Source organism: Streptomyces sp. ISL-12 (assembly GCF_018614415.1).
Lineage (GTDB): Bacteria > Actinomycetota > Actinomycetes > Streptomycetales > Streptomycetaceae > Streptomyces.
On sequence record NZ_JAGGOO010000158.1, the window covers coordinates 27,648 to 53,205 of the forward strand.

At 72.0% G+C, this 25,558-nt stretch carries 28 protein-coding genes and 1 tRNA gene; 15 read left to right on the forward strand and 14 right to left on the reverse strand.

Features of this window, described 5'->3' with window-relative positions:
* Window positions 1-76: 76 nt before the first annotated feature.
* Window positions 77-850: a hypothetical protein gene (locus J7I94_RS34495; protein ID WP_215173730.1), complete on the reverse strand. Its 774-nt coding sequence runs from the start codon at window positions 848-850 to the stop codon at window positions 77-79.
* A 47-nt stretch (window positions 851-897) separates the two neighbouring features.
* Here J7I94_RS34495 and J7I94_RS34500 point away from each other — a divergent pair, with 47 nt between their 5' ends.
* Window positions 898-1,086, forward strand: coding sequence for a DUF5703 family protein (locus tag J7I94_RS34500; protein ID WP_215173731.1), 189 nt, complete (start codon window positions 898-900; stop codon window positions 1,084-1,086).
* An 82-nt stretch (window positions 1,087-1,168) separates the two neighbouring features.
* On the opposite strand, the gene J7I94_RS34505 is transcribed toward J7I94_RS34500, so the two are convergent.
* The 3 genes from J7I94_RS34505 to J7I94_RS34515 form a co-directional block, all read right to left on the reverse strand.
* Window positions 1,169-1,972 (reverse strand): chaplin family protein, encoded by an 804-nt coding sequence (locus tag J7I94_RS34505; RefSeq protein WP_215173733.1) that lies wholly within the window; start codon window positions 1,970-1,972, stop codon window positions 1,169-1,171.
* 248 nt (window positions 1,973-2,220) lie between these two features.
* On the reverse strand, window positions 2,221-2,454 hold the full coding sequence (gene chpH / locus J7I94_RS34510) for a chaplin ChpH (protein ID WP_215173735.1): 234 nt from the start codon (window positions 2,452-2,454) through the stop codon (window positions 2,221-2,223).
* 197 nt (window positions 2,455-2,651) lie between these two features.
* The gene (locus J7I94_RS34515) at window positions 2,652-3,977 is read right to left on the reverse strand and encodes a M20/M25/M40 family metallo-hydrolase (protein WP_215173738.1); all 1,326 of its coding nucleotides are present in this window, start codon (window positions 3,975-3,977) and stop codon (window positions 2,652-2,654) included.
* Window positions 3,978-4,163: 186 nt separating this feature from the next.
* On the opposite strand from J7I94_RS34515, the gene J7I94_RS34520 reads away from it, so the two are divergent.
* Both J7I94_RS34520 and J7I94_RS34525 read left to right on the forward strand, forming a co-directional pair.
* Window positions 4,164-4,251, forward strand: a tRNA-Leu gene (locus tag J7I94_RS34520).
* Window positions 4,252-4,354: 103 nt separating this feature from the next.
* Window positions 4,355-4,729 carry a YchJ family protein gene (locus J7I94_RS34525; RefSeq protein WP_215173740.1) on the forward strand — a complete coding sequence of 125 codons (375 nt, stop codon included), beginning with the start codon at window positions 4,355-4,357 and terminating at the stop codon, window positions 4,727-4,729.
* 8 nt (window positions 4,730-4,737) lie between these two features.
* Here the strand turns inward: J7I94_RS34525 and J7I94_RS34530 are convergent, their stop codons facing one another.
* A complete protein-coding gene (locus J7I94_RS34530; RefSeq protein WP_215173742.1) occupies window positions 4,738-5,439 on the reverse strand; it encodes a FadR/GntR family transcriptional regulator in 702 nt (233 codons plus the stop codon).
* Between the two features lie 137 nt (window positions 5,440-5,576).
* Between J7I94_RS34530 and J7I94_RS34535 the strand changes: the two genes are divergently transcribed.
* The 8 genes from J7I94_RS34535 to J7I94_RS34570 all read left to right on the forward strand — a co-directional run bounded on the left by J7I94_RS34535 (window position 5,577) and on the right by J7I94_RS34570 (window position 11,933).
* Window positions 5,577-6,101, forward strand: a complete 525-nt coding sequence (locus J7I94_RS34535) for a gluconokinase (protein WP_215173798.1) — start codon at window positions 5,577-5,579, stop codon at window positions 6,099-6,101.
* 51 nt (window positions 6,102-6,152) lie between these two features.
* Window positions 6,153-7,550, forward strand: coding sequence for a GntP family permease (locus J7I94_RS34540; RefSeq protein WP_215173744.1), 1,398 nt, complete (start codon window positions 6,153-6,155; stop codon window positions 7,548-7,550).
* Window positions 7,551-7,625: 75 nt separating this feature from the next.
* Window positions 7,626-8,135: an NUDIX hydrolase gene (locus J7I94_RS34545; protein WP_215173746.1), complete on the forward strand. Its 510-nt coding sequence runs from the start codon at window positions 7,626-7,628 to the stop codon at window positions 8,133-8,135.
* A gap of 28 nt (window positions 8,136-8,163) precedes the next feature.
* Window positions 8,164-8,556 carry a DUF202 domain-containing protein gene (locus tag J7I94_RS34550; RefSeq protein WP_215173748.1) on the forward strand — a complete coding sequence of 131 codons (393 nt, stop codon included), beginning with the start codon at window positions 8,164-8,166 and terminating at the stop codon, window positions 8,554-8,556.
* Window positions 8,553-8,930 carry a DUF202 domain-containing protein gene (locus J7I94_RS34555; RefSeq protein WP_215173750.1) on the forward strand — a complete coding sequence of 126 codons (378 nt, stop codon included), beginning with the start codon at window positions 8,553-8,555 and terminating at the stop codon, window positions 8,928-8,930. Before J7I94_RS34550 ends, J7I94_RS34555 begins: the two co-directional genes overlap by 4 nt.
* 294 nt (window positions 8,931-9,224) lie before the next feature.
* A complete protein-coding gene (locus J7I94_RS34560) occupies window positions 9,225-9,521 on the forward strand; it encodes a hypothetical protein (protein WP_215173753.1) in 297 nt (98 codons plus the stop codon).
* 169 nt (window positions 9,522-9,690) lie between these two features.
* Window positions 9,691-10,713, forward strand: a complete 1,023-nt coding sequence (locus J7I94_RS34565) for a phosphotransferase family protein (RefSeq protein ID WP_215173755.1) — start codon at window positions 9,691-9,693, stop codon at window positions 10,711-10,713.
* A gap of 5 nt (window positions 10,714-10,718) precedes the next feature.
* Window positions 10,719-11,933, forward strand: coding sequence for an acyl-CoA dehydrogenase family protein (locus J7I94_RS34570; protein WP_215173757.1), 1,215 nt, complete (start codon window positions 10,719-10,721; stop codon window positions 11,931-11,933).
* Between the two features lie 45 nt (window positions 11,934-11,978).
* On the opposite strand, the gene J7I94_RS34575 is transcribed toward J7I94_RS34570, so the two are convergent.
* The 4 genes from J7I94_RS34575 to J7I94_RS34590 form a co-directional block, all read right to left on the reverse strand.
* Complete coding sequence (locus J7I94_RS34575) at window positions 11,979-12,497, reverse strand: hypothetical protein (RefSeq protein ID WP_215173759.1); 519 nt, start codon at window positions 12,495-12,497, stop codon at window positions 11,979-11,981.
* A 221-nt stretch (window positions 12,498-12,718) separates the two neighbouring features.
* Window positions 12,719-13,312, reverse strand: coding sequence for a TetR/AcrR family transcriptional regulator (locus J7I94_RS34580; RefSeq protein WP_215173761.1), 594 nt, complete (start codon window positions 13,310-13,312; stop codon window positions 12,719-12,721).
* Between the two features lie 30 nt (window positions 13,313-13,342).
* Window positions 13,343-15,004, reverse strand: a complete 1,662-nt coding sequence (locus tag J7I94_RS34585; protein WP_215173764.1) for a class I adenylate-forming enzyme family protein — start codon at window positions 15,002-15,004, stop codon at window positions 13,343-13,345.
* Window positions 15,001-15,771 (reverse strand): SDR family oxidoreductase, encoded by a 771-nt coding sequence (locus J7I94_RS34590; protein ID WP_215173766.1) that lies wholly within the window; start codon window positions 15,769-15,771, stop codon window positions 15,001-15,003. Before J7I94_RS34590 ends, J7I94_RS34585 begins: the two co-directional genes overlap by 4 nt.
* A 123-nt stretch (window positions 15,772-15,894) precedes the next feature.
* Here J7I94_RS34590 and J7I94_RS34595 point away from each other — a divergent pair, with 123 nt between their 5' ends.
* Window positions 15,895-17,157, forward strand: a complete 1,263-nt coding sequence (locus tag J7I94_RS34595) for an exo-beta-N-acetylmuramidase NamZ domain-containing protein (protein ID WP_215173768.1) — start codon at window positions 15,895-15,897, stop codon at window positions 17,155-17,157.
* A gap of 21 nt (window positions 17,158-17,178) precedes the next feature.
* On the opposite strand, the gene J7I94_RS34600 is transcribed toward J7I94_RS34595, so the two are convergent.
* A complete protein-coding gene (locus tag J7I94_RS34600; RefSeq protein ID WP_215173770.1) occupies window positions 17,179-19,992 on the reverse strand; it encodes a penicillin acylase family protein in 2,814 nt (937 codons plus the stop codon).
* A gap of 277 nt (window positions 19,993-20,269) precedes the next feature.
* On the opposite strand from J7I94_RS34600, the gene J7I94_RS34605 reads away from it, so the two are divergent.
* Window positions 20,270-20,872 (forward strand): hypothetical protein, encoded by a 603-nt coding sequence (locus J7I94_RS34605; protein ID WP_215173772.1) that lies wholly within the window; start codon window positions 20,270-20,272, stop codon window positions 20,870-20,872.
* A gap of 521 nt (window positions 20,873-21,393) precedes the next feature.
* Here the strand turns inward: J7I94_RS34605 and soxR are convergent.
* Window positions 21,394-21,870 (reverse strand): redox-sensitive transcriptional activator SoxR, encoded by a 477-nt coding sequence (soxR, locus tag J7I94_RS34610; RefSeq protein WP_308114828.1) that lies wholly within the window; start codon window positions 21,868-21,870, stop codon window positions 21,394-21,396.
* 115 nt (window positions 21,871-21,985) lie between these two features.
* Between soxR and J7I94_RS34615 the strand changes: the two genes are divergently transcribed.
* Window positions 21,986-22,447 (forward strand): MaoC family dehydratase, encoded by a 462-nt coding sequence (locus tag J7I94_RS34615; protein WP_215173776.1) that lies wholly within the window; start codon window positions 21,986-21,988, stop codon window positions 22,445-22,447.
* Window positions 22,448-22,459: 12 nt separating this feature from the next.
* Here J7I94_RS34615 and J7I94_RS34620 read toward each other — a convergent pair whose 3' ends face one another.
* The 3 genes from J7I94_RS34620 to J7I94_RS34630 form a co-directional block, all read right to left on the reverse strand.
* Window positions 22,460-23,107 carry a TetR/AcrR family transcriptional regulator gene (locus J7I94_RS34620; RefSeq protein ID WP_215173778.1) on the reverse strand — a complete coding sequence of 216 codons (648 nt, stop codon included), beginning with the start codon at window positions 23,105-23,107 and terminating at the stop codon, window positions 22,460-22,462.
* Between the two features lie 74 nt (window positions 23,108-23,181).
* Window positions 23,182-23,469: a YiaA/YiaB family inner membrane protein gene (locus J7I94_RS34625; RefSeq protein WP_215173780.1), complete on the reverse strand. Its 288-nt coding sequence runs from the start codon at window positions 23,467-23,469 to the stop codon at window positions 23,182-23,184.
* A gap of 178 nt (window positions 23,470-23,647) precedes the next feature.
* Window positions 23,648-24,799: an acyl-CoA dehydrogenase family protein gene (locus J7I94_RS34630; RefSeq protein WP_215173782.1), complete on the reverse strand. Its 1,152-nt coding sequence runs from the start codon at window positions 24,797-24,799 to the stop codon at window positions 23,648-23,650.
* 74 nt (window positions 24,800-24,873) lie between these two features.
* Here J7I94_RS34630 and J7I94_RS34635 point away from each other — a divergent pair, with 74 nt between their 5' ends.
* On the forward strand, window positions 24,874-25,515 hold the full coding sequence (locus tag J7I94_RS34635) for a TetR/AcrR family transcriptional regulator (protein ID WP_215173784.1): 642 nt from the start codon (window positions 24,874-24,876) through the stop codon (window positions 25,513-25,515).
* Window positions 25,516-25,558: the final 43 nt, after the last annotated feature.

The window sequence follows — 25,558 nt, forward strand, 5'->3', positions numbered from 1 at the left end:
GGCAGCCGCACGGCGAGGGCGGTAACGGCGGTGGCCCCGGGACGGCAGCTCCCGGGGCCACCGCCGTACGGCCCGCTCAGCGACGATCCGCGTCCAGCGGCTCCACGTCCTGGTCGTCCTCGTCGTCCAGCTCCTCGTCGGCGGCGTCACCGGCGTCGATGTCCGCGTCGACGCTCTCGTCGCTCTCGTCGCCGTCCTCGTCCAGTTCCTCCGGGTCGAAGTCGTCGTCGAGATCGTCATCGGGCTCGTCGTCGAAGACCGAGCTGACGTCGAACCGGCACACCACCCGCTGTGGATCGACGTGTTCGAACGGCGCCTCCAGCCACTCGCCGGCCTCGGCGGGTTCGTCCGCGGCTGTGACCCAGAGCGTGGAGTCGCCCTCCTCCAGACCGAACTCCTTGTGCCGGGAGGCGACCTCGTCGGGTTCGAACTCGCCGAAGAGCAGCCCCAGCGCCCCGTGCACCGTGCTGGAGGCGCCGTTGCCCGGACCGCGTTCGCCGTCCGCCTCCTCGACCCGCCGGGCCTGTGCCAGCAACCGCTGCGGTTCCGCCACGGCGTAGTCACGGCGGATCAGCACGCTCACCGCGTTCGGTTCCTCGGGGCCCGTGTACGGCGGCAGCGCGTCCTCCGCCGCGGGGATCTCGAAGGGAGTGACCTCGTCGTACCGGTCGTAGAGCAGCTCGTCATAGGCCTCGGCGGCGGCTGCCACCTGGTTGAACGCCTCGTAGACGGCCGGGTCGTCGTCACCCGACCGTCGTTCGACCGCGGCCAGGTGACGATCGAGCGCGGTCTTGACCGCCTCGGCGGCGGCGCGTACCTCGGCAGCGGTGGGCTGCACAGCATCAGACATACAGCAGACGCTATCCGTACCGGGCCCCAGCCCGCACAATAGATGCGATGCCGGAATACGAATTTGTCGACGTGTACGTACCGCGCGGGGTCTCCCGCAAGGAGACGGCACGTCTGCTGACGGACCACGCCGAGTACGGACACTGGGAGTTGTACCGCCTGAGCCTGCTGCGCGACGGCAGCCGCAGGGTGCGGCTGCGCCGTCGGATCATCCGACAGATGCGCGCCACTTGGTGAGACGCGGCAGGGCGGTGGCGGTGGAGACGGAGCGGGCCCCGCCGCTGCGGCGGGGCCCGCTCCGTCTCCACCGTGGGGAGCGTCACACCGAGGCGCGCGCCTTGCGGTACAGCACCGCGCCCGTGAGCAGTACGCCCGCGCCCATCGGCAGGGCGAGGCCCAGCGGCAGGTCGCTGCCGGTGGCCGCGAGCTGCGCCTCGGGGGCGGGCTGGGTGACCGACGGGCCGTCCGGCGTCCCGCCGCTCCGGACGGGCGGGGCGCTCGGCTCACCCGGGTCGCCGGGATCACCGGGCCGGCCCGGGTCACCGGGTTCACCGGGGTTGCCCGGCTCCTCGGGGCTGCCGGGGTCGCCCGGGTCACCCGGCTTCCCGGGAGGCGTCTCCGTGCCGCCGCCCGGCGGGTCGGTGGGGTGACCGCCGCCTTCCTGGCCGCAGCCGTTGCCGGTGGCCGGGTTGGCGACGCCGATGACGCTCACGCTGTTGCCGCAGACGTTCACCGGCACGTGGACCGGCGCCTGGACATGGTTGCCGGAGCCGACGCCGGGCGAGTCGGTGGCGTGACCGCCGGCGTCCGCGCCGCCGCCGTGCGACCCGTGGCCGCCGGACGACCCGCCGGAGTGCTCACCGGAGTGCCCGCCGGAGTCCCCGTTGGCGCACGCGTTGCCCACCGCCGCGTTGAGGCCGCCGATGACGGTGACCGTGTTGCCGCAGATGTTCACCGGCGCGTGCACCGGCGCCTGCACCAAGTTGCCGCTGAGTACTCCCGGCGATCCCGAGGCGGCGCCCTGGGCGCCGGAGCCCGTCGCGTGGGCGGTGCCGCCCGCGGCGGCGAGCACGCCGGTGGCCGCCGCCATCGTCATCAGGCCCTTGCGGGTGACCTGTCGCATGTGCTGAATTCCCTGCCTTCGACCTTGTGCCGACGTTCCACGTTGTTACACGTTCCGCGGTCCACATTCCGCGTCCTGCGGTTCACGTTCCGCGGGTCGCGATTCACGTTCTGCGATTCGCGTTCCGCGTTCTGCGGTTCACGGTCTGCGGTTCACGGTCCGCGTTCCGAAAGGCCGGTCGGCCCCGGAGCACACGGCATGCGCTCCGGGGCCGACGGGCTCAAGCCCTCACCGGGCGAGGCACAACGTCACTTGTTGACGCAGGTGTTGCCGAAGGCGGGGTTCAGCAGGCCGATCACGTTGATCGTGTTGCCGCAGACGTTCACGGGGACGTGGATCGGCGCCTGGACGACGTTGCCGGAGAGCACACCCGGGGAGTGGACGGCGGCACCCTGGGCACCGGAGTCGGCGACGGCCAGACCCGCACCCGCCATAACCAGTCCACCGGTGGCAGCGGCAGCGGCGACGACCTTCTTGATCATTATTCCTCCTAGTTGGCAAGCGCGATCCAAATTGCGGATCACATGACCAGTAACGAGGAGGGAGTAATCGGGCTACGAGCTTATGGTCGCATTCACCCTTCCCGGTCGGGCTCCGCACACCCGCCCGATTAACAGAGTGTCGTTTCAGCAGCCCAATTCAGGACGCATCACCCCCAGACCCTCAAGAGGCGTCACCTTCAGGACGCGTCGATGAAGCGGTCCAGCACCCGCACCCCGAACCGCAGGCCGTCCACCGGCACCCGCTCGTCGACGCCGTGGAACATCCCGGCGAAGTCCAGCTCCGGCGGCAGCTTCAGCGGGGCGAAGCCGAAGCCCCGGATGCCGAGGTCGTCGAAGGACTTGGCGTCCGTGCCGCCGGAGAGCATGTAGGGGATGGCCTTCGCGGCCGGGTCCTCCGCGACCAGCGCGGACTGCATCGCGGCCACCAACGTCCCGTCGAAGGTGGTCTCGACGGCCTTGTCGGAGTGGACGTCCTCGCGCCGCACCTTCGGGCCGAGGATGCGGTCGAGGTCGGCGAGGAACTCCTCCTCGTGCCCGGGCAGGAACCGCCCGTCGACGTGCGCGGTGGCCTCGCCGGGGATGACGTTCACCTTGTAACCGGCCCCCAGCTGGGTGGGGTTGGCGGTGTTGCGGAGGGTGGCGCCGATGAGCTTGGCGATGCCGCCGAGCTTGGCGAGGGTGCCCTCCATGTCCTCCGCGTCGAGTTCGACGCCCATCGCGTCGCCGAGTTCGTCGAGGAAGGCCCGGGTCGTCTTGGTGACCCGGATGGGGAACTGGTGCCGCCCCAGGCGCGCGACGGCCTCGGACAGCTCGGTGATGGCGTTGTCCCGGTGGATCATCGAGCCGTGCCCGGCGGTGCCGGCCACCGTCAGCTTCATCCAGTGCATGCCCTTCTCGGCCGTCTGGATCAGGTAGAGCCGGCGCTGCTCGCTCACCGTGAAGGAGAAGCCACCGACCTCGCTGATGGCCTCGGTGACGCCCTCGAAGAGGTCCGGGTGGTGGTCGACGAGGTACCGGGCGCCGTACGTGCCGCCCGCCTCCTCGTCGGCGAGGAAGGCCAGGACGATGTCGCGCGGCGGCTTGCGCCCGCTGCGCAGCCGGTCGCGGACGACCGCCAGGGTCATCGCGTCCATGTCCTTCATGTCGACGGCGCCGCGGCCCCACACGCACCCGTCCGCGATCTCGCCGGAGAAGGGGCCGTGGGTCCAGTCGTCGGCGTTGGCCGGGACGACGTCGGTGTGGCCGTGGATGAGCAGCGCGGGCCTGGACGGGTCCTCGCCCTCGATCCGGGCCACGGTGGAGGCGCGTCCCGGGTGCGACTCGAAGATCTTCGGTTCGAGTCCCACTTCGGCGAGCTTCTCCGCGACGTACTCGGCCGCCTTGCGCTCGCCCGGCCCCGAGTGGTCGCCGTAGTTGCTGGTGTCGATCCGGATCAGGTCGCGGCAGAGGTCGACGACCTCGTCCTCGCCGGTGACGCTTCCGGTCGTGCCCGAGTCGCTCACGTGCTTCCTCCCGCTGTCACTGCTGGTGGGTCCCCCTCATCCTCCTCCCCCCGGCGGGTGACGCCCAAGACCGGTCCCGGCCCGTCACACGCCGTTCACGCGGGAGCGGGGGTGATCGGGCACCCCGGGAAGCCTGGTAATGTTTACGTCGTCGCCGCGGGAAACACCCCGCACGACAGACACCTTGTCCGGGTGGCGGAATGGCAGACGCGCTAGCTTGAGGTGCTAGTGCCCTTTATCGGGCGTGGGGGTTCAAGTCCCCCCTCGGACACCAGATGAGACCCCTGCTCGCCAGGGGTCTTCTGCTTTTCCCCGTTCTCCGGCGGAGAGCGGGGACGTTCTCCGGCCCTGAACGGCGACCCGGCACAATGGCCGTCATGACCACCCGCACCTGCCCCTGTGGACTGCCCGAGGCGTACGAGAAGTGCTGCGGCCGGTTCCACGCGGGCGCCGCCGCCGCGCCGACCGCCGAGGCCCTGATGCGCTCGCGCTACAGCGCCTTCACGCGGCTGGACGCGGGCTATCTGCTGCGCACCTGGCACCCGCGCACCCGCCCCGCCCGGCTCGACCTCGATCCGGGGATGCGGTGGACCGGGCTGGAGATCCTGGAGACCACGGACGGTTCCGCCTTCCACTCCACCGGCACGGTGACGTTCCGGGCGTCCTACCGGGGCGGCTCGCTGCACGAGCGCAGCCGCTTCCAGCGGGTCGACGGGGAGTGGGTGTACGTCGACGGGGAGTTCCTCGACTGAGGGCCGCGTTACGGCGCCAGGATGTCCAGTTCCTGGAGGGCGCCGACCGTGATCTCGCGGGTGAGCGCCTCCGCGCGCTCGGCGTCGCGCTCGCGCACGGCCTCCGCGAGGCGGACGTGGAGGGTGACGGCGGCCGGGTCGGGGTCCTCGAACATCACGGCGTGGTGGGTGCGGCCGGAGAGGACCTCGGCGACGACATCGCCGAGGCGGGCGAACATCTCGTTGCCCGAGGCGTTGAGGATCACGCGGTGGAAGGCCACGTCGTGGAAGAGGTACTGCTCCAGCCGGTGGCCGCTGGAGTTGGCGACCATGCCGAGGGCGCACTCGGTGAGTTCCGCGCACTGGGCCGTCGTGGCGTTGCGCGCGGCGAGGCCCGCCGCCACCGGCTCCACCGCCGAGCGCAGGACGGTGAGCGAGCGCAGCTGCCGGGGCCGGTCGGCGCCCGCCAGGCGCCAGCGGATGACCTGGGGGTCGTAGACGTTCCACTCGCGCTCGGGCAGGACGGTCACGCCGACGCGGCGGCGGGACTCCACGAGGTGCATGGACTCCAGGACCCGTACCGCCTCGCGCATCACGGAGCGTGAGACGTCGAAGCGCTGCGCCAGTTCGTCGGTGCGCAGGACACTGCCCGGAGGGTATTCGCCGGCGGTGATGGCGGGGCCGAGGGTGTCCAGTACATGGCCGTGCAGACCCCGGCCCGGTGTGCTCATGCACTCAGCGTACGTGCCGGATCACACCGATAAAAAGTCAGACTTATATGTCACAGGCTCTTGAATTCGTCGTACCTAATGGGTTTCAGTTGCGTCGACATCACGTGTCGACGAAGACAGCAGACAGCGAGAGCACGATGCAGCAGCCGCAGATCCCCCATGTCGTCGTGGTCATGGGGGTGGCGGGCACCGGGAAGACCACCATCGGTCCCCTGCTCGCCGCCCGCCTCGGCGTTCCCTACGCCGAGGGCGACGACTTCCACCCGCCGGCCAACATCGCCAAGATGACGGCCGGCACCCCGCTCGACGACGACGACCGGTGGCCCTGGCTGGACGCCATCGGCGCCTGGGCGCACGAGCGGGCCGGGTTCGGCGGGGCGGTCAGCTGCTCGGCGCTGAAGCGGTCGTACCGCGACCGGCTGCGGGCCGCCGCGCCCGGTCTCGTCTTCGTCCACCTCACGGGCAGCCGCGAGCTGATCGAGGACCGGATGTCGCACCGCGAGGGGCACTTCATGCCGACGGCGCTGCTCGACTCCCAGTTCGCCACGCTCCAGCCGCTCCAGCCGGACGAGGCCGGGGTCGCCGTGGACGTCTCCGGCAGCCCCGAGGAGATCGCCGAACGGGCCGTCACCGCCCTCCGGGCGCTTCCCGAACCCGCGTAGCCCCCCCTCCCCCTCCCCACCCCGCATTTCCATCACCGCAAGGGAAACACCGTGACCAGACTCAGCGTCGAGATGCTGGCAGCGGACACCGTCGAGCCGATCACCTCGGCCGGTCACGCCCAGCTGGGCATCGCCGTGCTGCTGGGCATCGCCGTCATCGTCCTGCTCATCACCAAGTTCAAGCTGCACGCCTTCCTGGCGTTGACCATCGGTTCGCTGGCGCTCGGCGCGTTCGCCGGGGCGCCGCTGGACAAGGTCATCACCAGCTTCACCAGCGGGCTCGGCTCCACCGTCGCCGGCGTGGGCGTGCTGATCGCCCTCGGCGCGATCCTCGGCAAGATGCTCGCCGACTCCGGGGGCGCCGACCAGATCGTGGACACGATCCTCGGCAGGGCGAGCGCGCGCTCGATGCCGTGGACGATGGTGCTGATCGCGTCCGTGATCGGCCTGCCGCTCTTCTTCGAGGTCGGCATCGTCCTGCTGATCCCGGTCGTCCTGATGGTCGCCAAGCGCGGCAACTACTCGCTGATGCGCATCGGCATCCCGGCCCTGGCCGGCCTGTCCGTGATGCACGGTCTGGTGCCGCCGCACCCCGGTCCGCTGGTCGCGATCGACGCGCTCGGCGCCAACCTCGGCGTGACCCTGGCGCTGGGCGTCCTGATCGCCGTCCCCACGGTGATCATCGCCGGGCCGGTCTTCTCGAAGTTCGCGGCCCGCTGGGTGGACGTCCCGGCGCCCGAGCGGATGATCCCGCAGCGCGCCTCCGAGGACCTGGAGAAGCGCCCCGGCTTCGGCGCGACCCTGGCCACGATCCTGCTGCCGGTCGTGCTGATGCTCGCCAAGGCACTCGTCGACATCATCGTCGACGACCCGGACGCGCTGGTGCAGCGGACCTTCGACGTCATCGGCAACCCGCTGATCGCCCTGCTGGCCGCCGTGATCGTGGGCATCTTCACGCTGCTGCGGCCCGCCGGGTTCGCCAAGGACCGCGTCTCCGGGCTGGTCGAGAAGGGCCTCGCGCCCATCGCCGGCATCCTGCTGATCGTCGGCGCGGGCGGCGGCTTCAAGCAGACGCTGATCGATTCCGGCGTCGGCCAGATGGTTCTGGAGATCTCCGAGGACTGGTCGATCCCGGCGCTGCTGCTGGCCTGGCTGATCGCGGTGGCGATCCGGCTGGCGACCGGTTCGGCGACCGTGGCGACCGTCTCGGCGGCCGGCCTGGTCGCGCCGCTGGCGGCCGACATGTCGACGACGCACGCGGCTCTGCTGGTGCTGGCCATCGGCGCCGGTTCGCTGTTCTTCAGCCATGTCAACGACGCCGGCTTCTGGCTGGTCAAGGAGTACTTCGGACTCGACGTCGGCCAGACGATCAAGACCTGGTCGATCATGGAGACGATCATCTCGGTGGTCGCCGGCGCGCTGGTCCTGCTGGTCTCCCTGATCCTGTAGGTACCGCACGGCCGACGGACGGCCCGAGGCCCCGGTGTCCGCCGGGGCCTCGGGCCGTCCTGCTTGGATGGTTCCATGAGCGCTGCAGACGAAATCCTCGACGTCGTCGACGAGCACGACCGGGTGGTCGGCCGGTCCCCGCGCGGTGAGGTGTACGCCGAGGGGCTGCGCCACCGCTGCGTGTTCGTCCAGGCCCGGGACGCGCGGGGACGGATCTTCGTCCACCGGCGCACCCCCCAGAAGCTGGTCTTCCCCTCCCTCTACGACATGTTCGTCGGCGGAGTGGTCGGCGCGGGCGAGTCCTACGACGACGCGGCGCTGCGCGAGGCGGAGGAGGAACTGGGGGTGAGCGGGCTGCCGCGCCCCCGGTTCCTGTTCAAGTTCCTGTACGACGACGGGGGCGGGCGCAGTTGGTGGTCGGCGGTGTACGAGGTGCGCTGCGAGTCGGCCGTACGGCCGCAGGTGGAGGAGGTCGCCTGGTACGACTTCCTGCCGGAGGAGGAGGTCGAGCGGCGGCTGGCCGAGTGGGAGTGGGTGCCCGACGGCCTGGCGGCGTACCGGCGGCTCACCGGGCGGGAAGGGTGACCGGCACCGGCCCGATAGGGTCCCGCTCGTGATCGACTTCGCACGGAACGTCCGCCTGTGGTTCGCGCCCGACGCGGTCCGGCGGGAGGGCGGCACCCCGGACTACCGTTTCTCGCTGGCGAACGAGCGCACCTTCCTGGCCTGGCTGCGCACCGCGCTCGCCCTGATCGGCGGCGGGTTCGCGGTGGACCAGTTCCTCCCCGACCTGCGCTGGGGCTGGCGCGTCGGGCTGGCGCTCGCGCTGCTGGCGTCGGGGGTGCTGTGCTCCTTGCGCGCCGTCAACCACTGGGTCCGCTGCGAGCGGGCGATGCGGCGCGGCGAGGACCTCCCGGTCTCCCGCTTCCCCGCGCTGCTCGGCGTCGTCGTCGCCGTGGTGGCCGTCGCCATGGTCGTGGTGGTCCTGGTCGGGTGGGAGGGGTGAGCGGCGCCCCTCCCCCGCACCACGAGCCGGAGGTCCCCGGCCCGGCCCCGGACCCGGACCGTGATCCCGACCGTGATCCGGGGCTTCAGCCCGAGCGCACCCGGCTCGCCTGGCGCCGCACCACCCTGGCGGGGGCCGTCGCCGCGGTGCTCGGCGCGAAGACCGCGCTGCACGGCGACGCCTCCGCCGTCTCCGTCACCGCCGGCGCGCTGGCCTGCTTCCTGTGGCTGGGCGTGCTGTTCCTCGCCCACCGCCGCATCGCCGCCGTCGCGTCCTCGAACCGGCCCCCGGCGCTCGCTCCGCCGCACGCCGCCGCGGTCGCCCTGTGCACGGTGGCGATCGCGGTGTGCGGGGCCGTCCTGATCGTGGCCTAGCGGACGAGCGCCCGGATCCACTCCGGGTCGGCCGTGAGTACGTCCGTCCAGGCTCTCCCGGCGGGCGTCCGCCGCGCGTCCCAGGAGGTGCGTCCACGCCCCGCGCGGCCGGGCCGCCGTACCGCGCGCGGCTGATCGTCTCCATGGCTCCGGCCCTCGGGGGTACCCGGGCGCCACGCAACCCGGAATGTACCGATACGCACCATCGGCGTGGCAGCCTGACCGACGGCGGCCCGCCCGCACCGGCCGGCCGCCCCGAGCCAGTCGCCGTCGTCCTTCCCGAAGGTGAGCACCATGAGCACCCTGCACCAGGAACACCCCGCCCACGCGCACGCCCACGGTCCGGCCTGCGGGCACACCGAGGTGCCGCACGGCGACCACGTCGACTACGCGCACGACGGGCACCTGCACCGCGAGCACTCCGGCCACTGGGACGAGTGCGAGACCACCGGGCACACCGCGCATGAAGGACACGAGCACCAGCACGGCGAGACGTGCGGGCACGCGCGCGTGCGCCACGGCGACCACGTCGACTACCTCCACGACGGCCACCGGCACGCGGCGCACGACGGCCACTGGGACGACCACTGACGGCACTCCCCGCGGCCGGCCGGCGGCTCCTCGCGCACCCGCGCGGGGAGCCGCCGGCGCGTGGTGGCGCGGATCACGTTCCGGTCCGCCCTCTGGACGGCATACCGACCGGTCGGCATCATGATCCCGGTACGGTCCACCCCTCGTCCACCCCGCCGGAGGAGCGCCGATGAGCCCCGACCACCCGCCCGGACTCGATCCCGACCGGCTGCGCGGCCTGCTCGACCGGGAGCGGCCCGGCCTGGTGCGCGGCCCGCTGACGGGCCGGCTGATCGAGGGCGGACGGTCCAACCTCACCTACGCGGTCACCGACGGCGTCTCCCGCTGGGTGGTGCGGCGCCCGCCGCTCGGTCATGTGCTGGCCACCGCGCACGACATGCGGCGCGAGCACCGGGTGATCAGCGCCCTGCACCCGACCGGCGTGCCGGTCCCCGGCACGGTGCTGCTGTGCGAGGACGAGGAGGTGCTCGGGGCGCCGTTCTACGTGATGGAGTTCGTCGAGGGCACGCCGTACCGCACGGCGGACCAGCTCGCCCCGCTGGGCCCCGAGCGCACCCGGGGTGCCGTACTGAACCTGGTGGACACCCTCGTCGAGCTGCACGCGGTGGACCCCGGCGCGGTGGGACTCGCCGGCTTCGGGCGGCCCGAGGGGTTCCTCGACCGCCAGCTGCGCCGCTGGGCCAAGCAGCTCGACGCCTCCCGCAACCGCGACCTGCCCGGCATCGACGAACTGCACGCCACGCTCGGCCGGGAGCTGCCCCGCTCGCCCGCCTCCGCCGTGGTGCACGGCGACTACCGGCTGGACAACGTCCTGATCGGCGACGACGACCGGATCACGGCGGTGCTCGACTGGGAGATGTCCACGCTCGGTGATCCGCTGACCGACCTCGGGCTGCTGGTGATGTACAGCCGGCCGCTCGGGATGCCCGGCTCGCCCGTCTCCACCACCGCCGAGGCCCCCGGGCACCCCAGCCCCCGGGAGCTGGTCGAGCGGTACGCCGCGCGCTCGGGGCGCGACGTGTCGGGGATCTCCTGGTACACGGCGTTCGCCTGGTTCAAGCTGGCCGTGATCCTGGAGGGCATCCACTACCGCTACACGCTGGGGCAGACGGTCGGGCGCGGCTTCGACCGCATCGGTGACCTGGTGCCCGTCTTCATCGAGCACGGACTGACCACCCTTCAGGAAGGCTGACCGGCATGGACTTCGCGTTCGACGCCCGTACCGAGGAACTCCGCGCCAGGCTGCTCGCCTTCATGGACGAGTACGTCTACCCGGCCGAGGCGGTGGCCCACGAGCAACGCGCCCGGCTGGCGTCGCCCTGGGAGACCCCGCAGGTCGTGGAGGACCTCAAGGCCGAGGCCCGGCGCCAGGGCCTGTGGGACCTGTTCCTGCCCGACGCCGAGCACGGCGCGGGCCTGACCAACCTCCAGTACGCGCCGCTCGCCGAGATCACCGGCCGCAGTCCGCAGCTGGCACCGACGGCCACCAACTGCGCGGCGCCGGACACGGGGAACATGGAGGTGCTGGCCCAGTTCGGGGACGAGGCGCAGAAGAAGCAGTGGCTGGAGCCGCTGCTCGCCGGGGAGATCCGCTCCGCGTTCGCGATGACCGAGCCGGAGGTGGCCTCGTCGGACGCCACCAACATCACCACGCACATCCGGCGCGAGGGCGACGAGTACGTCATCACGGGCCGCAAGTGGTACATCTCCGGGGCGATGAACCCGGACTGCAAGATCTTCATCGTGATGGGCAAGACCGACCCGGACGGCGACGACATCCGCCGGCAGCAGTCGATGGTGCTGGTGCCGCGCGACACCCCGGGGGTCACCGTCGTACGCGGGATGCGGGTCTTCGGTTACGAGGACCACTGGCACGGCGGGCACGCGGAGGTCGTCTTCGACCACGCGCGCGTGCCGGTGTCGAACCTGGTCGGCGAGGAGGGCGGCGGGTTCGCGATCGCCCAGGCGCGGCTCGGGCCCGGCCGTATCCACCACTGCATGCGGCTGATCGGCATGGCGGAGCGGGCGATCGAGCTGATGTGCCGGCGGGCCGTCTCCCGGACCGCGTTCGGCAAGGCGCTGGCCCAGCAGGGCGTGGTGCAGAACTGGATCGCGGACGCGCGGGTGGCCGTCGAGCAACTGCGGCTGCTGGTGCTGAAGACGGCCTGGATGATGGACACCGTGGGCAACCGGGGCGCGCACACCGAGATCCAGGCCATCAAGATCGCGACCCCGCGCACGGTCGTCGGCATCCTCGACCGGGCGATCCAGCTGCACGGCGCGGGCGGGGTGAGCCAGGACTTCCCGCTGGCCGAGCTGTACGCGGGCGCCCGGACCCTGATGCTGGCCGACGGTCCGGACGAGGTGCACCAGCGGTCGCTGGCGCGGCGGGAGCTGAAGAAGTACCTGTAGGGCGCGGGGGCGGGCATGGACGGTGCCCGCCCTCGCCTGCCCAGGTCACTCCTCCGGCGCCTCCTGGACGGTGCCGGACGGCTTCGCGGCGCCCACGGTGGTGCCGAAGCCGGAGAAGACGCCCTCCGGCATGTCGTCGCGGGTGCTGTCCTGCCGTACGAGGAGCGGCTCACCGGTGGTCGCCGCGTACCAGGTGACCGACTCGCCGTTCGCCGTCGTGACGAGCGGGACCGCCTGCCGCCCGTCGACCGTGGTGACCTTGCCCTCGGTCACCTCGCTGTCGGTCCCGCCGAGGGTGTCGGGCTCGGTGAACTGCTCCCGGTGGCACCAGGAGGCGAGGCTCTTCATCAGGGCGTTGTCCTCCGTCCCGTGCGGCCATGCGTCGGCAAAGAGCCTGTCGCTGCCGATCTCGGCGTCGAACCCGTCGGCGAGTCCGGAGTCGAGGGCCCAGACGTCGTCGCCCTTGATGACGGTCTCCAGGGAGCCCTTGTCCTTCGTCTGCACGGTGCCGACGCACTCCGTGGCGGAGACCTTGAGGTCGGACGAGGCGCCGGAGCAGGTCATCCCCTCCCGGAAGGACTTGGCGGCGGCGTTGGCCGCGTGACCGGCGTCGTAGATCTCCTTGGCGGTCTTCTTCTCGATGCCGTTGGGCTCGGCGGCCGGGCCGGACTCGGCGGCCTGCGACGCCTCGGCGTCAGAGTCCTTGGCGTCGGAGGCCTTGGCGCTCGAATGATCATGATCAGTCAGCAGATGCTGACCGCGAGGGTTCGGCCGGCCTCGGAGCGTTACGGTCGCAGCGCCCGCAGCAGCAGGTCGGCGAGGTGGTCGGCGAGTTGCTGGGGGCTGAGCGGGCCGTCGGGGCGGTACCAGGTGGACAGGTGGTGGATGGAACCGAAGTGGTAGTCCACCACCAGGTCCGCCGGGGTCTCCTTGGAGAAGACCCCGGACTGCTGGCCCTCCTCGACCAGGGCGCGGAACCGTTCGTGGTAGCGGCGGCGCTCGGCGCGTACCTGCCGGTTCTTCTCCGGGCTCAGGTGGTGCATGGAGCGGAAGAAGATCGACGCGTCGTCCAGGTTGTCGATGGTGGTGACGACCACGTCGGCCGCCGCGTCCCGCAGCCGCTTCTCGACCGGTTCGTCGGCGTCCGCGAAGGTGTCCAGGCGTTCCTGCTGGAGGCGCAGCACGCGTGCGTACACCTCGTGCAGCAGGTCGTCCTTGGATCCGAAGTAGTGGTAGAGCGCGCCCTTGGTGACGCCGGCCGCCTCGACGATCTCCTGCACCGAGGTGCGGTCGTAGCCACGCTCCGCGAAGAGCCGGGTGGCGGCGGCCAGGAGCCGCTGCGGCACCGGGGTGCCGTCCCCGTCCGTCGTCCTGGGCACTGCCGCCACCTGCCTTTCCGTGACACTGTTCTAGTCGTTGCGGGAACGCAGTTCCCGACGGAGGATCTTGCCACTCGCCGTTTTCGGCAGCTCGGGCAGGATCTCCACCTGGCGCGGGTACTTGTAGGCGGCCAGTCTCTCGCCGCAGTACGCGGCCAGCTCGCCGGGGTCGGTCCGGGCGCCCGGGCGGAGGCTGATGTACGCCTTGACGGTCTCGCCGCGGTAGCCGTCGGGCACCCCGACGACGGCCGCCTCGCGCACCGCCGGGTGGGTGTAGAGGACGTCCTCGACCTCGCGCGGCCAGACCTTGAAGCCGGAGGCGTTGATCATGTCCTTCTTGCGGTCGACGACGTAGAGCCAGCCGCGCTCGTCCATGAAGCCGATGTCGCCGGTGCGCAGTTCGCCGCCGGGGAAGGTCTCGGCGGTGGCGTCGGGGCGGCGCCAGTAGCCGGGGACGACCTGGGGGCCGCTGACGACGATCTCGCCCTGCTCGCCGAAGGGCACCTCCTCGCCCTGGTCGTCGAGGACGCGGACGACGGTCTGCGGGCCGGGCACGCCCACCGCGAGGGTCCCGGAGACCGGGTCGACGGGTGCCTCCAGGTGGGGCGGTACGGAGGCGCAGGGGGCGGTGCACTCGGTGAGGCCGTAGCCGTTGCGGATGTACGGCCCGAAGCCGGCCCGGAACCGCTCCACCAGGGCGGGCGGCAGTGGGGCGCCGCCGGAGGAGATCACCGTGAAGGAGGCGAAGTGGTCGCGGGTGACGCCGGGGTGGGCGGCCAGGGCCATGAAGGCGGTGGACGGGCCGACGGTGTAGTGCGGGCGGTGCTCGGCGAACGCGTCGAGGACGACGCCCGCCTCGAAGCGGTAGGCGAGGACGAGCGTGCCGCCGCTGGTCAGACAGGCGCCGAACTCGCAGACCAGGCCGGTGATGTGGAACAGCGGCGCCAGCGCGAAGTAGACCGGTGCCTCGGGCAGGCCGAGCCCGGTGCGCTGCCGTTCGGCGTTGTACATGATGTTGCGGTGGGTGTTGGTGGCGCCCTTGGGGGTGCCGCTGGTGCCCGAGGTGTAGCTGATCAGCGCGGTGTCGTCGGCGGCCGGGGCGCGGTCCGGCGGGGCCGGGTGGCCGGCGCGGGCCGTTTCCGTGAGGTCGTCGGCGTCGGTCACGGGCTGCCGTGCGAAGGCCAGTACGCGCGCGTCCCCGCGGGTCTGGAAGTCCAGCTCGCAGGCGGTGAGCACGATCCGCACCGGGGAGTCGGCGGCCGTGTCGCGCAGATACGCCTCCCAGGCCCGGTCGGAGCAGATCAGCGCACTCGCCTCGGCGTCCCGCAGGACGTGCCCGGTCTCCCCCGACTTGTACATGGGGTTGACGGGGACCACGATCCCGCCCGCCTTCCAGGCGCCGAGGACGGCGAGGACGAAGTGCGGGGAGTTCTGGAGGACGACGGCGACGCGGTCGCCGCGCTCCAGGCCGCGGGCGGCGAGCCGGCCGGCGACGGAGTCGCTCAGCTCGTCCGCCTCGCGGTAGGTCAGGCGGCCGTCGAAGTAGGCGAGGAAGGTGCGGTCGGGAGTCTCGGCGACCACCCGGCGCAGGGCGTGCACCAGGGAGGCGTCGGGGTGCAGCGGGGCCTTCTGGGCGTCGGTGAGCAGGTCCAGCCAGGGCTTGGCCGCGTACCGGGAGCCGGTGGAGGTCATCGGGCGGCCCCCTCCTCCCACTGGCGCTGGAGGCGGTTCATGCCGCGCAGCCAGCGGTCCGGTTCGGCGGCGCGGGCCTGGTAGTACGCGGCGACCTCGGGGTGCGGGAGGATCAGGAAGCGGTCCTCCTCGATGCCCCGGAACAGGGCGTCCGCCACGTCCTCCGGCTCGATCGCGGTCGGCGCGAGCACCAGGTCGCCCGCGCTGCCGCTGGCGGTGAGCATGTCGGTGCGCACGCCCTGCGGGCAGATGGCGTGCACCTTGATCCCGCGGTGGCGGTACGTCAGCGACAGCCACTCGGCGAAGGCGTAGGCGCCGTGCTTGGTGACGCTGTAGGGGGCGGCGCCGATCATGGTGAGCAGGCCGGCGGCGGACACGGTGGAGACGAACCGGCCCCGGCCGCGCTCCAGCCAGTCGGGCAGCAGGGCGTGGGCGGCGCGGACATGGGCCATGACGTTGACGTCCCAGGCCAGCGCCCAGACGGCCTCGTCGGCGGCCTCGGTGCCGCCGGAGCCGACGCCCGCGTTGGCGCAGTAGACGTCGACCGTGCCGCCGAGCGCCTCGCGGGCCTCGTCGACGACGGCCGAGGCGTCGCCGGGTATCGCGATGCCGCCGATCTCCTCGGCGACCGCCTTCGCCTTGCCGGGGTCCAGGTCGTTGACGACGACGCGGGCGCCCCCGGCGGCGAAGCGGCGGGCCAGCGCGGCTCCGATGCCGCCTCCCGCTCCGGTGACGACGACACCCGCGTCCTGCACGGCTTCCACCAAAGGTCTCCTTCGACGCGACGCCAACTGGCGGTGACAGACTAACCAGTCGGTATGTGCTGCGGAAGGGTGTTTCGCGGTTCGCCTCGTTCCGCCGGGCCGGGCCGCGCACTAGCGTGCGTGGGCATGACACTGTCCAGACGGACCTTGCTCACCACGACGACGGCGGCGGCGACCGCGACGGCGGCGACCACCGGGACCGCGCGGGCGCCCGCCGGTACCGGCCGGGCGTCCGGCGGGCGCCGGGCGCGGACCGGCTTCGAGCGGCTGGCCGCCGACGGGTACGCCCTGCTCGACGGCGACCGGGTCGGCGTCGTCACCAATCCGACCGGCGTCACACGGGACGTGCGGCACATCGTCGACGTCATGCACGCCGACGACCGGGTGGACCTCACCGCCGTCTTCGGCCCCGAGCACGGCTTCCGCGGCACCGCCCAGGCGGGCGGCTCGGAGGGCCGGTACGACGACCCGGCGACCGGGCTGCCGGTCTACGACACGTACCTCAAGAGCGGGCAGCCGCTCGCGGACGTCTTCACCGCGTCCGGCGTGGACACCGTCGTCTTCGACATCCAGGACGTGGGGGCGCGCTTCTACACGTACATCTGGACGCTGTACGACTGCATGGAGGCCGCAGCGCTCGCGGGCAAGCGGTTCGTGGTCCTGGACCGGCCCAACCCGGTGACGGGGCGGGCCGCGCTGGGCCCGGTGCTGCACCCGGAGTTCGCCACCTTCGTCGGCCGGCGGCCGATCGCGCAGGCGCACGGCATGACCGTCGTGGAGCTGGCGCGGCTGTTCGACGGGGAGTTCCTGACGACGCCCGTAGCCCTGGAGACCGTGCCGATGACCGGCTGGCGGCGGTCCGACTTCTACGACGCCTCCGGCCTGCCCTGGGTGCCGCCGAGCCCCAACATGCCGACGCCTCAGACCGCGCTGGTGTACTCGGGGACCTGTCTGTTCGAGGGCACCAACCTGTCCGAGGGGCGCGGCACCACCCGCCCGTTCGAACTGCTGGGCGCGGAAGGGATCGACGGGGCGTGGGCCGCCGCCGCGAACGGACTGGGGCTGCCGGGGGTGCGGTTCAGGGAGGCGTACTTCGCGCCCGTCTTCTCCAAGTTCCAGGGCAGGACGGTCGGTGGTGTGCAGCTCCATGTGCACGACCGCGCGGCGTTCGATCCCGTGCGTACGGGGATCGCGCTGCTGGTGACCGCCAAGCGGACCTGGGACGGGTTCGCGTGGCGGTCCGACCAGTGGATCGACAAGCTGACCGGTTCCGCGCGGGTGCGCACGATGATCGACGCCGGCGCGGACACCGACGAGGTGGTGGCGGGCTGGCGGGCGGAGCTGGAGGCGTTCCGCCGGGTGCGGGAGCGGTATCTCGTCCACCACTGACCGCCCGCCGCCCGCCCGTACTCACCTGTGGGACGTGAACTCCACCACCTGCTGGTAGGTGGGGCGGTTCTGCCAGCTGACCGGGCCGTGCCTGATGCCGCCCAGGGTGCGGTGGATGATCGCGTCGGCGCACCACTGGTCGCCCGCGGCGCAACTGTCGTCGCCGGGGTAGACCTGCGCGGGCGTCTTCGCCGCCGCCTCCTTCAGGGTGGCGATCAGCGTGTCCCGGCAGGCCGCCGGGTCGCCGCCGCCGCAGTAGGTCCGGGCGAGGGGGCCGCGTACGGACTCGCCGAGCACCGCCCTCAGATCCTTGTCGACAAAGCTCCACCAGCCGTACTGGAAGGCGCTGCCGGCGTGTCCGCCGGTCGGGCCGTGGGCGGCCGACGGGGACTCGTCGACGGGGAGGTTGGCGGTGAAGGCGTCGTACAGGCCGCTGCCGAGGCCGGGTTCGAACGCGGCCCGCACCAGCAGCGGCCACCAGGCGTCCATGGTGCGGACGGCGTCGGCGTGGGCGTACGTCTTCGAACCGGCCGAAGTCTCGGTGCGCTTGCCGCCCGCCGCCAGCCAGGCCCGGAGCCGGTCGACGGCCGCCTTGGCCGCGGGGTCGGTCACCGGGGCGGTGTCGATCACCCTCAGCAGGTCCGGCAGGACGTCCTCGGCCCGCAGGTCGGTGAGGCCCGCGTCGGCCATCGCCCGGACGAGCGAGGCGCGCGTGACTCCGCCCTGCTCGACCAGTTTCCGCACCCGGTCGTCGAGCAGGTTCCCGCGGTGGACCGAACCGTTGCCCCAGGAGGCGACCGAGTAGCCCTCGGCCACCTTGTTGTTCCAGGAGACGTAGTAGTCCTGGTCGGTCGAGCGGGGGTGGGCGGAGGCGGGGGTGTAGTCGGCGGTGTTGGCCGCCGGGTCCCAGCCCTGCCACTCCCCCGCCGGGCGGGCCCAGACGGGGAAGTCGGCGTCCACGCCGTCGGCCCGCACCGGGTTGTCGCCGCTGTTGTAGTACGCGGTGTGCTCGGCGTCGGCGTAGAACCAGTTGAAGGTGTAGTTGATGTGCTGGACCGCGCGCTGGAAGTCCTGCGGGCCCTTGACGTAGTCGGGGTCGTTGAGCATCTGGAAGCCGATGATCGAGTCGGCCTCGTGCAGGAAGGACGAGCGCAGGGAGACGTAGGCGACCTTCGTGCCGCCGACGGTCGCGCGGTGCTCCACCGGGCCGTACTTCGTGCGCCAGACCCGCAGGGTGTAGGAGCCGGCGGCGGTGGAGTCGGCCACGGTCGGGGTCCAGGCGTTCTTGCGCTCGACCTTCTCCATGGGGGTGCAGGTGCCGCGGTAGAGGTAGTGGAAGTCGTCCTGGCACAGCTCGACGGCGTACGTGTCGATGATGTCCTGGCCGGACGTGGTCGCGCTCCACGCGTAGTCCTGGCCCCGGCCCAGTTCGACGTACATGCTCAGGCCCGCGAAGGAGGCGCCGCGGGCGCTGAGGCCGGGGCCCTGGATCTCCTGGAGCATCAGGAGCTGGGGCGCGAAGTAGCCGGTCTGCGGTCCGAAGACGGCGACGGGGTGTCCGCTCGCGGTGTGGTCACCGCTGACGACGAGGGCGTTGGACATGCCGCGCCGGGCGGAGGAGAGGGTGCCGGTGGCGGCGGTGGCCTGCTCCGCCGCGCTGCCCGTGCGGTCGTACACGAGGGGTTCGGCCGTCACCGAGCCGGCGTCGGGCAGGGCCCGGCCCTGCGGGTCGGCGGGCGGGGTGAGGTACGGGAAGGTGCCGTCCTGGACGGTGAGGGCGGCCTCGGGGTCGTCGCGCTGGCGGAAGGACTCCCAGACCTGCGTGCCCTCGGTCACGCCGTACTTCTCCTGGGCGGCGAGCAGGGACAGGGCGTTGTTCACCTCGCCTCCGCCGCCGGAGCCGAACAGGGCGCCTATGACGGAGGCGAGGGCGACCAGGTCGGCGGGTTCGAAGTGCTCGATGGTGCCGGCGTTGGTGATCGCGTCCTTGTGGCCGGTCAGGACGTACTCGCCGGGGAAGGTGCGAGCCTGGTCGGAGGCGTCGATGTAGGCGTTGACACCGGCGACGTAGGCCTCGACGTCGGCCAGGGCCTGCGCGCCGCGTTCGCCGGCCTTCGCGGCGGCGCTGTCGATCTGGGCCTCCAGCTCGGCCTCGGTGTACGGGGCGGCGCGCCAGAACTGCTGCTCCAGGCCCTGGTTGGCGGGGGCGCCGCCCGCGAAGGAGGTCAGCTCGCCGCGGCCGACGTGGCGGAACAGGTCCATCAGCCAGAGGCGGTCCTGGGCGGCGGCGTAACCGGCGCCGAACTCGGTGCCGTAGCGGGTGGTGCCCGTGATGTGCGGCACACCGGTCTTCTTGTCGCGGACGATCGTCACGTCGGTGCGGCCGGCCGGGCGGACGGTGGAGGCGACCTGGTCGGCGGGGACGCCGAACGAGGCGTCGTTGAAGAAGGTGTCGATCGTGTCGTTGGTGAGGGTGCGGTGGCCGGTGGCGAGGTTCGCGTAGGGGCCGAGCTGGTCCTCGGCGTGCGCGGGCTGGGTGCCGAAGGCCTGGTTGAGCAGGATCTGGGCGAGGGTGGCGTTGCCGTTCTGGCCGGGCGGCAGGATGTCGGAACACTGTCCGCCGCAGTGGTCGTCGGCCGCCGCGGTGACGGCCGGCGCCCCGGCGGGGGCGGTGCCGGCCGGGGCGGCCGAGGCGGTCCCGGCCGTGCCGGCCGGGGAAAGCGGTGACAAAAGACCGGCAATGAGGGCGCATAGCGATGCGCTCTTCAGGAACCCGTGGATTCCGCGGGGAGTTCTCAGTCTGTCGAGGGCCGTGCGTGGGGTGCGCCGTGACATGGGGCAGCTCCTCCCGACGGGGACGCGCCGGATGTTACCGGCGGTATCCCCGGGATTGAAGGTGAACATGCGTCACTTTCAGCGGCAGCACAGCGGAACGACACAGCGGACACACAGGTCACGGGAGTCGACTCAGGAGGCGGTCCAGCCGGGTTATGGGGGCCATCGGAAATCGGATGGAGCCGAATCGTGTGTCGATACGTCTATTCGGCGACGTCCGTACGACGACGCCGAAGTGACCGGAATACAGGTGCAGGTGTGACGGAGGTGCAGGGCGATGGCCGGTTTCCGGAGTCTGGCGAGACAGGTCCGCGATCCGCGGTCCGACCTGGCGCTGCGGCGCTACTCGCTGCGCAAGTGCCTTGAGCGGTTCGCCCCTTACGGACACAGGGCGACCTGGGACCACCTGTGCTCCCGTTGGGGGTTCGGGCCGGAGGACAGGTCCCCGGACCCGGCGCGGCTGGTGGCCGCGCTGGAGGAGCTGGAACAGGCGCGGTCGGTGTGGCTCGCCTACGAGGTGGAGTTCGCCGAGCGCCGTAGGAAGGAGAAGCACGACGGGCTGCGCCGGCCCGGCAGCGTGGACGACTGGCACCGGCTGACCTGGGGCGGGTTCGGTGTGGCGTGGTGCGACGACCCGCGGGTGCATCCCCGTGAGCCGCTGGCCGAGGTACTGCGCCGGCTGATAGCCGCGCTGGAGCGCGAGCCGGGGACGGCGTGCCCGGTGTGCGCGGGTGAGCGGCTCGTCTGGAGGTACGACCTGGACCACGAGCCGTCGGCCGGTCCGGTCTGCGCGGACTGCGGGATCCTGGTACCGCGGCCCGTACTGACGCCGGAGGCCCTGTCGGCCACCCGGCGGGAACGGTTGCTGGTGTCGGTCTGAACCGACGTGAGGTACGGCGCGACGACGTGCGGTTGGGGTACGGGGGGGGTGGTGCGGCACGGCCCGGGAGCGCCGGGGCCGCACCGCCTGGGCCTCCGCTCTGGGCCACTTGGTGCGTGCGCGGGGTGGCGTGCGGTCGTTGACGTGGTGTCACCGCGGGTGGCCGGGGCCGCTCGCGTCCGCGCCCGCGCCCGTATCCCGAGGGCAGGAGCTTCCACCGCCGCCGGGCGGGCAGCCGCCACCTGGGTCCCGCGCCGGCTGTCGCCTTGCCGACAGCACGGGCGCAGCACAGCCGAGACCCACGTCGGCCGCAGTCCCGCGGACAGAAGCGTGCCGAGCCCCGCCGGCAGACGCCCGCCAGACCCGCCGGCAGACGACCGCCAGACCACACAGGCAGACACCCGCCAGACCCGCCGCCAGACACCCGCCAGACCGCACAGGCAGACACCCGCCAGCCCCGCCGCCAGACACCCGCCAGACCGCACAGGCAGACACCCGCCAGCCCCGCCGCCAGACACCCGCTAGGCCCCGCGCCGGCCGCCGCCCCGTTCCACCATCAGCCGGGACCCGGCCCGGCTCTCGCCGAAGACGTCGTCCGGGTTGGACAGCACGCAGGTGTCCAGGGACAGACACCCGCAGCCGATGCAGTCGGTGAGGTGGTCCCGCAGCCGGTCGAGTTGCCTGATGCGCTCGTCCAGCTCGGAGCGCCAGGCCTCGGAGAGACGGGCCCAGTCGTCCCGCGTGGGCGTGCGCTCCTCGGGCAGTTCGGCGAGCGCCTCACGGATCGTGGCGAGCGGGATGCCGACCCGCTGGGCGGCCCGGATGAAGGCGACCCGGCGCAGGGTGTCCCGGCTGTAGCGGCGCTGGTTGCCCGAGGTGCGGCGGCTGCTGATCAGACCCTTGGACTCGTAGAAGTGAAGGGCGGAGACGGCGGCGCCGCTGCGCGCGGCGACCTGGCCGACCGTGAGTTCGTGGATCTTCTCTGGAATCTGGGGCACCCCTCGAAGACTACCCATCCCGCACTCCGCCCGGTCCGTTGACAGGGGCCGCGCGGCCGACCATGCTAAGCAGTTGCTTAGTAGAGATGACATGGCACACGCGGGAGGCCGGGACATGGCAGAGCCGAGGATCTTCACCTCCGCCGACGAACTGAAGGCGGCGGTGGGCGAGCGACTGGGGTACACCGACTGGCTGGAGATCGACCAGAAGCGGATCGACCTGTTCGCGGAGGCGACCGGCGACCACCAGTGGATCCACGTCGACCCGGAGAAGGCCGCCGCCGGACCGTTCGGCACCACGATCGCGCACGGCTATCTGACCCTGTCGCTGCTGCCCCTGTTCGGGCCGCAGCTCCTCGCCGTCGAGGGCGTGAAGATGGGGGTCAACTACGGCACCAACAAGGTCCGTTTCCCCTCCCCCGTACCGGTCGGCTCGCGGCTGCGCGCCACCGCGACCATCACGAACGCCGAGGACGTCACCGGCGGCGTCCAGGTCACCGTCGCCTTCACCGTGGAGCGCGAGGGCGGGGACAAGCCGGTGTGCGCCGCGGAGTCGGTCTCGCGGTACTACTTCTGATACGTCACGCCGCTACTGGTCCCGACCGGCGGCCGGGGTCTTCGCGCCCACCATCCGCAGCACGAGGTCGGCGTAGAGCGCGCCGACCTCGTCGGGCGTCCGGGTGCCGTTGACGTTGAACCAGCGGGCCACGTCGATGCAGAGCGAGAGCACGGCCAGCGTGGTCCCCTTGAGGTCGAGCACCTCGAACTCGCCGGTGGCCACGCCGTCCTCGATGATGCCGCGCACCTCGGCGTCGCACTGGCGGCGCAGCGCGACGATCTCCGCGCGGGCGTCCGGGCCCAGCGCGTCCAGTTCGTACTGGACCACCCGCGCGGTGGTGCGCCGTCCCGCGTGCCAGCGGACGAAGGAGCTGACGGCGTCGGCGAGCCGCTCGGTGGCGCCGCCCTCGCCCCGGGCCGCCGTGCGCAGGATGTCCAGCGCCCGGTCGTGGCCGATCCGGCTGATGCGGTGGAGCAGCTCTTCCTTGGTCTTGTAGTGGATGTACAGCGCGGCCGGGCTCATGCCCGCCCGCCCCGCGATGTCCCGGGTGGTGGTGGCGTGGTAGCCGCGCTCGGCGAAGGCCTCCACGGCGGCGACCAGCAGTCGCCGGGCCGCGTCAGGGGTGACCTCGCTCCAGGGCTCGGTGTCGCCGCCCCTGGTCTCCTCCGCCGTACTCATCGCCTTCTCGCCCCTCTCGGTGACAGGAGGACCACCATACCGCCGAAGCTGAGCGGGCGCTTAGATCAGTCGGCTCACAGCTTCTGGAAGGGGTCGTGCGCGGCGAGCAGCTGCTCCACCCGTGCCTGGTCGACTCGGCTGACGATCTGCCCGGCCTCCTGCCGGTCGCGGATGATCTTCGCCAGGGTGAAGGACGAGGTGACGAGGTACAGGACGGCGATCCCGAGGAAGGCGCGCACCCAGGCGTCGGCCTCCAGGTTGACGATGCCGATGGCGGTCGCGGCCATGGCGACCGCGAAGGACGCGACGGCCTGTCCGTAGAAGGCGGCCGTGCTCTGCTGCTTGACCGGTGTGTCACTCATGGGGACAAGCGTCGGCGGATGTGGCCGCGACCACATCCGCCCGCCTACTCAGACCTCGTACTCAGACCGCCTGCTCAGACCGCCTGCTCAGACCGCCTGCTCAGACCGCCTGCTCAGACCGCCTGCTCAGACCGCCTGCTCAAAGCACGTACTCAGAGCGCGCCCTCAGAGCGCGCCCTCAGAACGCCGATACGCCCGTCAGCGCCCGCCCGATGACCAGCTTCTGGATCTGGCTGGTGCCCTCGTAGAGGGTCATCACGCGGGCGTCGCGCAGCAGCCTGCCGGCCGGGTACTCGTCGATGTAGCCGTAGCCGCCGAAGACCTGGAGGGCGTTGTTGGCGGCGCGGACGGCGGCCTCGGAGGCGAACAGCTTGGCCTTGGAGGACTCGACGGCGAAGGGCTGCCCGCGGTCGATCAGGTCGGCGACCCGCCAGGTCAGCAGGCGGGCGGCGTCCACGTCGACGGCGATGTCGCTGATCAGTTCCTGGACGAGCTGGTGGCCGGCGATGGGCTTGCCGAACTGCTCGCGCTCCCCGGCGTACTTCACGGCCGCGTCCAGCGCGGCCTGGGCTATGCCGACGCAGCCGGCCGCGACCGACATCCGGCCCTTGGCCAGGGCCGACATGGCGACCGAGAAGCCCTTGCCCTCGGGGGCCAGCATCGCGGAGGCGGGCACGCGGACGTCCTCCAGCACCAGTTCGGCGGTGGCCTGGCCGCGCAGGCCGAGCTTGCCGTGGAGGGTGCGGCGGGTCAGGCCGGGGGTGTCGGTGGGGACCAGGAAGGCGGAGACGCCCTTGTGGCCGGGGGCGTCCGTGGAGCGGGCGAAGAGCAGCACGACGTCGGCCCAGGTGCCGTTGGTGATGAACATCTTGGTGCCGTTGATCACATAGTCCCCGCCGTCGCGGACCGCCCGCGTGGTGAGGTTCCCCGCGTCCGACCCCGTACCGGGCTCGGTGAGGCCGAAGCAGCCGACGTACTCGCCGGAGGTCAGGCCCGGCAGCCAGCGGCGCTTGTGCTCCTCGTCGCCCCAGGCGGCGATCGTCTTGGCGACCAGGCCGAGGGAGACCGACACGATGCCGCGCACGGAGGAGTCGCCGCGGCCCAGCTCCTCCGTGACCAGGCAGTACGCGAGGTGGTCGCCGCCCGAGCCGCCGTACTCCTCGTCGATCGTCAGCCCGAGGAAGCCGACCTCGCCGAGCTTCTTGACGACGGCGCGGTCCACGTCCTCCGCGCGGTCCCAGGCGACGACGTGCGGGGCGATCTCGCGGTCGACGAAGTCCCGGGCCAGCTGCCGGACGGCACTCTGTTCCTCGCCGAGCTCCAGGTTCATGCCGCGCCACCTCACAGACGAACGAACATTAATTAGCACTGCTAGTTTCTTGTCGCAGCCCTACTATGTGCGCCATGGCCCGACCGCGCAAGCCCCTGCTCAGCACCGAACGGATCGTCACGACGGCCCGCGCGCTGGTGGACGCTGAGGGCCTCGCGGCCGTCTCCACCCGTCGGCTCGCCGCCGAACTGGGCGTCAGCGGGCCCTCGCTCTACAACCACTTCCGCACCAAGGACGAGATCCTGGAGGCGGTCGCCGACTCGGTGAGCGGACAGGTCGACCTGTCGATGTTCGAGGACGGCCGGCCCTGGCGGACCGCCCTGCACGACTGGGCCGTCTCCTACCGGGCCGCCCTGCGCGACCACCCCAACATCGTCCCGGTCCTCGCCCACGGCCCCGGCCACCGCCCGGCCGCGCTGCGGCTGGCGGACGCCGTCTACGGCGCGATGGTCGAGGCCGGCTGGCCCCCGGCGCAGGCCACCTCGATCGGTGCGCTGATGCGGTACTTCGTGATGGGCTCCGCGCTGGGCTCGTTCGCCGCCGGCTTCCCCGCCGAGCCCGGTGCCTACGACCCCGCCGACTATCCCCACCTCCAGCAGGCCCACCGGCTCGCCGAGCAGCAGGAGAAGATCGACGAGCGGGCCTTCGAGACGGGGCTCGCGGCGCTGCTGGACGGACTGGCCCTCCAGTACGAGCAGGTCGCGCGGGGCGACTGAGAGGCTTCGGCGCCCGCCGAAGTGTCCGTGCCGCATGCTGGTG